This window comes from Vibrio sp. 10N.222.47.A9 (genome assembly GCF_963872585.1).
GTDB classification, from domain to species: domain Bacteria; phylum Pseudomonadota; class Gammaproteobacteria; order Enterobacterales; family Vibrionaceae; genus Vibrio; species Vibrio splendidus.
In genome coordinates this window covers 1-7,150 of record NZ_CAWNBB010000092.1, presented here as the reverse complement: position 1 = coordinate 7,150, position 7,150 = coordinate 1, and the positions used below count along the sequence as shown (strand labels likewise).

Sequence of the window (7,150 nt, the reverse complement as noted above, 5' to 3'; positions counted from 1 at the left end):
CATGATTTGAACATCATCACCAATGGTTACATTTAACTGAGACACAAGTGAATCATCGCCATCACTATCGACGGCATAAACAGGAAGATCAAAAATCAGATCATTCTTCACTAAGCCATCTACATGGTCTAATGCTTCAAGTAAAGTGAAGGTGTATTGACCTAAATTGGTATCCGAGAAGCTAATCGTGAACACGTTAGTTTCAACGTTCGAACCATCAGTCACAAAACCGATGTAGCCACCCGGTGTAGTTGGGTCAGCTTTCAGTTCGACACCCAATCCGTTCGATTTCAGAGCACCACCAACATTAAACTCAGTCGGTTCAATACGGAAACTCGTCACGTCATCACTTTGGTTAGTAAAGGTAATGGTTTGAGTTGAACTTACCGCACTTGCATTCGGAGCAGATCCGTCACTCAGATTCGTTTCTGACAGCGTAACGCTTGGCACTGTGTCAATGGTTGGAATATCGCCATCGGTAATGGTTAGCGTTACCGTTGAGGACACAAGATCGCTATCAGAGTCACTCGAGGTTACGACTATCGACTTCACGATATCACCACCAGTATGGTCAAGGTTGCGACTTGGTTCGAAACGAATATCGCCTTGCAGAGTGATATACAATGACCCGTCAGCAACCACGAACTTCTGCTCTCCTGTATCGTTTTGGTCAAGCGTTAATACCGCCCCACCATCGTAAGTGAACTGAGCAATGGTCGTCCCATCAGCACCTTCTTCATCAAGTACATTAACGGTAGCTGTCGTCGGAGTACCTGCGGCCAAATCTGCAACCGTTGGCTCTTCAATAGTGAGAGAGTCATTAACCATCACTTGAATATCATCAGTGATAGTCACAGCCAGTGGCGACATTAGCGAATCATCGCCGTCGCTATCAACCGCGTATACTGGCAAGTTGAATGTTAGGTCGTTATTGCCTTGAACAGGCGTGTGGTCAATCGCTTCCAGAAGCGTGAAGGTGTACTCACCCAAATTGGTATTAGAGAAGCTCAGCGTAAATACCGTGGTTTCGGCATTCGAAATATCGGTCGTGAAACCAATATAATTGCCTGATCCTGTTGGTTCCTCTCGAATCTCAATGATCAAGCCATCGGACTTGAGCGCGTTGTTAGTATTAAATTCACTTGGTTCTAAACGGAATTTCTCAACATCGTCACTTTGATTAGTGAAAGTGATGGTTTCCGTTTGACTGACTGCGCTACCACTTGGTGATGAGCCGTCAGTTAAATCAGCTTCTTCAAGTACAACGCTCGGTACCGAATCGATAGTCGGGTTATCACCATCAGTAATGGTCAGCGTTACGGTAGAAGTCAGAGAGTCGTTATCGAAATCACTTGAAGTGACCACAATCGACTTCACAATATCTTCACTCGCGGTGTGGTCTAGGTCGCGGTTTGGCTCAAAGCGCACTTCACCTTCAAGGGTGATAAACAGTTCGCCTTCCGTGAAGCTAAATTGCTGCTCACCATTGTCATTTTGATCAAGTGTTCTTAGTTGACCGTCATAGGTGAACTGAGTGATCGTCGCGCCATCAGCACTTTGGTTTGGCATTACATCAATAGTGCTGGTTGTGATTGTTCCATCAGCCAGATTTGGCTCGATGATATCTAAGGTACCGTCTTGCATGATTTGAACATCATCACCGATGGTCACATTCAGTTGAGACACCAATGAATCATCGCCATCCGTATCAACCGCATAAACAGGTAGATCAAAGCTCAGGTCGTTATTATCTAAACCATCGGCATGGTCTAGCGCTTCAAGCAGAGTAAAGGTGTATTCACCCAGTGTGCTCGTAGAGAAGGCAATCGTGAACACTGGGATTTCAGCGCCCGAACCATTGGTAATAAAGCTGATGTAAGTACCCGGATTGGCCGAATCTTCTTTTATCTCAACCGCAAAACCATTCGATTTCAGTGCACCACCCACATTAAATTCTGTTGGTTCAATCCGGAAACTCGCCACATCATCGCTTTGATTGGTGAAGGTAATCGTCTCAGTTTGACTGACTGCACTGCCACTCGGATCTGACCCATCCGTAAGATTGGTTTCAGACAGAGTAACGCTTGGCACCGCATCAATGGTTGGGATATCACCATCTGTAATCGTCAGAGTAACAGTTGAAGTCAGTACGTCATTGTCTAAATCGCTTGAGGTCACCACAATCGACCTAACGATGTCTTCGCTAGCCGTGTGGTCTAGATTGCGGTTTGGCTCGAAACGCACTTCACCTTCAAGAGTGATAAATAACTCACCTTCTGTGAAGCTAAATTGCTGCTCACCATTGTCAGTTTGATCCAGAGTGCGAACTTGCCCGTCATAAGTAAACTGAGTGATTTTCGCACCATCGGCACTCTGATTTGGCATCACATCAATAGTACTGGTTGTGATTGTGCCGTCTGCAAGATTTGGCTCAATGATATCTAACGTACCACCTTGCATGATTTGAACATCGTCACCAATGGTTACGTTAAGCTGAGACACCAGCGAGTCATCGCCATCGCTATCGACCGCGTAGACTGGCAAGTCGAAACTCAAATTATTATTTGCAAGGCCATCCGCATGGTCTAACGCTTCAAGTAAGGTGAAGGTGTATTGGCCTAAATTGGTATCTGAAAAGCTAATCGTGAATACGTTGGTTTCAACATTCGAACCATCCGTAACAAAACCGATGTAACCACCCGGTGTGGTTGGGTCGGCCTTCAGTTCGACAGCCAATCCATTTGATGTCAAAGCGCCACCAACATTGAACTCCGTCGGTTCAATACGGAAACTTGTCACATCATCACTTTGAGTGGTGTAAGTAATAGTTTGAGTTGAACTCACCGCGCTGCCGTTTGGTGCAGAGCCATCACTCAGATTAGTTTCTGACAAGTTCACTGTTGGCACATTATCAATGGTTGGAATATCACCATCAGTAATGGTCAACGTGACGGTTGAAGTCAAAAGATCGTTATCGGAGTCACTAGATGTCACCACGATTGATTTCACGATGTCTTCGCTGAGTGTGTGGTCTAAATTACGATTAGGCTCAAAGCGCACTTCACCTTGAAGCGTGATGAATAGTTCACCTTCCGTGAAGCTGAACTGTTGCTCGCCATTATCATTTTGGTCAAGCGTTCGAAGCTGGCCATCATAAGTGAATTGCGTCACACTCGCCCCATCAGCACTCGCGGATGTTAATACATCAAATACTGATGTTGTTGGCGTGCCTGCAGCCAAGTCGGCAACAGTAGGCTCTTCGATACTAAGCGAACCACTCACCATCACTTGAACATCATCAGTAATCGTCACCGATAGTGATGACATTAACGAATCGTCACCGTCGGTATCCACTGCGTAAACTGGCAAGTTAAATGTTAGGTCGTTATTGCCTTGAATTGGTGTGTGGTCAATCGCTTCCAGAAGCGTGAAGGTGTACTCACCCAAAGTGGTACTGTTGAAATCGAGTGTAAACACAGTGGTTTCGACATTCGAAATATCGGTCGTGAAACCAATGTAATCGCCTGAACCTGTTGGTTCTTCTCGAATCTCAATGATCAAACCATCGGACTTGAGCGCATTGTTAGTATTAAATTCACTTGGTTCTAAACGGAATTTCTCAACATCGTCACTTTGATTAGTGAACGTGATGATTTGAGTAGAGCTCACCGCGCTGCCACTCGGGGCAGAGCCATCACTCAGATCCGTTTCAGAAAGTACAACGCCCGGTACCGCATCAATAGTCGGAATATCACCATCGGTAATGGTCAGCGTAACGGTTGAAGTCACAGGATCGTTATCAAAATCACTTGAAGTCACCACAATCGACTTCACGATATCTTCGCTAACTGAATGATCTAGGTCGCGGTTTGGCTCAAAGCGCACTTCACCTTCAAGGGTGATAAACAGATCGCCTTCCGTGAAGCTGAATTGCTGCTCGCCATTGTCATTTTGATCAAGCGTTCGTAGCTGACCATCATAAGTGAACTGAGTGATCGTCGCGCCATCGGCACTTTGATTTGGCATCACATCAATGGTGTTGGTCGTCACCTTACCATCAGCTAGATTTGGCTCAGTGATATCTAACGTACCGTCTTGCATGATTTGGACATCATCACCAATGGTCACATTAAGCTGAGACACCAATGAATCGTCGCCGTCTGTATCCACAGCATAAACAGGCAGATCGAAGCTCAGATCGTTGTTATCTAAACCATCCACATGGTCTAGCGCTTCAAGTAGTGTGAAGGTGTATTCGCCTAACGTAGTACCGGAGAAGCTTAAGCTGAAGACAGGAACGTCCGTTCCAGCATCATCAATAAAGCCGACATAAACGCCAGAGTCTGCAGGGTCTTCTTTAAGCTCAACCGCAATGTTGTTCGACGTTAACGCACCACCTACATTGAACTCGGTCGGTTCGATTCGGAACTTCTCAACATCGTCACTTTGGTGAGTAAACGAGATAGTCTCAGTTTGACTCACCGCACTGCCGCTTGGTGTCGAGCCATCAGAAAGTTGTGTTTCTGATAGCGTCACGCTTGGTACGGACTCGATGGTTGGAATATCGCCATCAGTAATGGTCAGTACAACCGTTGCCGTTTCAACATCCACATCGCCATCGCTGGATGTCACCACAATCGACTTCACAATGTCTTCGCTAACCGTGTGGTCTAGATTGCGGTTTGGTTCAAAACGCACATCACCTTCAAGAGTGATAAACAACTCACCTTCTGCGAAGCTAAATTGCTGCTCACCATTGTCAGTTCGATCCAATGTTCGAACTTGACCGTCATACGTAAATTGAGTGATCGTCGCACCATCAGCACTTTGCTCTGGCATCACATCGATAGTATTGGTTGTGATTGTGCCGTCTGCAAGATTTGGCTCCGTGATATCTAACGTACTATCCTGCATGATTTGGACATCATCACCGATGGTTACACTCAATTGAGAAACCAATGAATCATCGCCATCACTGTCGACGGCGTAGACTGGCAGATCAATGCTCAGATCGTTATTTGCAAGGCCATCCGCATGGTCTAATGCTTCAAGTAAAGTGAAAGTGTATTGACCTAAATTGGTATCCGAGAAGCTAATCGTGAACACGTTAGTTTCAACATTCGAGCCACCTGTAACAAAGCCGATGTAGCCGCCCGGAGTGGTTGGATCGGCTTTCAGCTCAACCGCCAATCCATGTGATGTGAGAGCACCGCCAACATTGAACTCAGTCGGTTCAATACGGAAGCTAGTTACATCATCACTTTGAGTGGTGTAAGTGATGGTTTGAGTTGAGCTAACCGCGCTGCCACTTGGTGAAGAGCCGTCACTCAGACTTGTTTCTGACAAGCTCACTGTTGGCACATTATCAATGGTTGGGATATCACCATCGGTAATGGTCAGCGTAACTGTGGAAGTCAGCACATCGTTATCGGAATCGCTAGACGTCACCACAATCGATTTCACGATGTCTTCGCTCAGCGTATGATCTAGATTACGATTAGGCTCAAAGCGCACTTCACCTTCAAGCGTGATGAACAACTCACCTTCTGTGAAACTAAATTGCTGCTCACCATTGTCATTTTGGTCAAGTGTTCGAAGCTGGCCATCATAAGTGAATTGCGTCACCGTTGCGCCATCGGCACTTTGATTTGGCATTACATCGAAAGTACTGGTTGTTACCGTGCCATCAGCAAGGTTTGGCTCGACGATATCTAACGCACCGTCTTGCATGATTTGAACATCATCGCCGATGGTCACACCGAGTGGAGACATCAGCGAATCATCGCCATCACTGTCTACCGCATAAATAGGCAGGTCAAAGCTGAGGTCGTTATTGCCACGGGCATCTTGGTGGTCCAAGGCTTCAAATAAAGTGAAGGTATATTCACCTAATGTGGTGCTAGAGAAACTCAGCGTAAATACCGTGGTTTCTACATTCGTCGCACTGGTCGTAAAACCAATGTAGTCACCCGACCCTGCCGGTTCTTCACGTAGCTCAACGGCTAAACCATTCGATTTAAGATCGTCGTTAGTATTGAACTCCGTTGGCTCAATACGGAAACGAACCACATCATCACTTTGATTGGTAAAAGTAATGGTTTGAGTCGAGCTTACCGTGCTGCCACTTGGAGCAGAGCCATCACTCAGATTAGTTTCAGAAAGCGTAACACTTGGAATAACATCAATCGTAGGGTTATCACCATCCGTAATCGTCAGCGTTACGGTAGAAGTCAGAGAGTCGTTATCGAAATCACTTGAAGTGACCACAATCGACTTCACGATGTCTTCGCTAACTGAATGATCTAGGTCGCGGGTTGGCTCAAAGCGCACTTCACCTTCAAGGGTGATAAACAACTCGCCTTCTGTGAAGCTGAACTGCTGTTCGCCAGTGTCATTTTGGTCAAGCGTTCGTAGCTGACCATCATAAGTAAACTGAGTGATTGTCGCGCCATCAGCACTCTGATTTGGCATCACATCAATGGTGTTGGTTGTGATTGTTCCATCAGCCAGATTTGGCTCGGTAATATCTAAAGTACCGTCTTGCATGATTTGGACATCATCACCGATGGTCACATTCAGCCGAGACACCAGTGAATCGTCGCCGTCCGTATCAACCGCATAAACAGGCAGATCAAAACTCAGATCGTTCTTATCTAAACCATCCGCATGGTCTAACGCTTCAAGTAAGGTAAAGGTGTATTCACCCAACGTACTCGTAGAGAAGGCAATCGTGAATACAGGAACTTCAGTGCCCGAACCATTGGTAATAAAGCCGATGTAAGTACCCGGATTAGCCGAGTCTTCTTTTATCTCAACCGCAAAACCGTTCGATTTCAGTGCACCGCCCACATTGAACTCGGTTGGCTCAATACGGAAACTCGCCACATCGTCGCTTTGATTGGTGAAGGTAATCGTCTCAGTTTGACTGACTGCACTGCCACTTGGTAAAGAACCATCTGAAAGGTTGGTTTCAGATAAGGTAACGTTTGGCACCGCATCAATGGTTGGGATATCACCATCTGTAATAGTCAGAGTAACAGTTGAAGTCAGTACGTCATTGTCTAAATCGCTTGAGGTCACCACAATCGACCTAACGATGTCTTCGCTAGCCGTGTGGTCTAGATTGCGGTTTGGCTCGAAACGCACTTCA

General features: G+C 46.1%; 1 protein-coding gene. It reads right to left on the bottom strand.

The window, feature by feature from the left end; genetic code table 11:
- The coding region (locus tag AACT19_RS23755) for a T1SS-143 repeat domain-containing protein (protein ID WP_445286126.1) at positions 1-7,150 on the bottom strand (7,150 nt) is incomplete at both ends.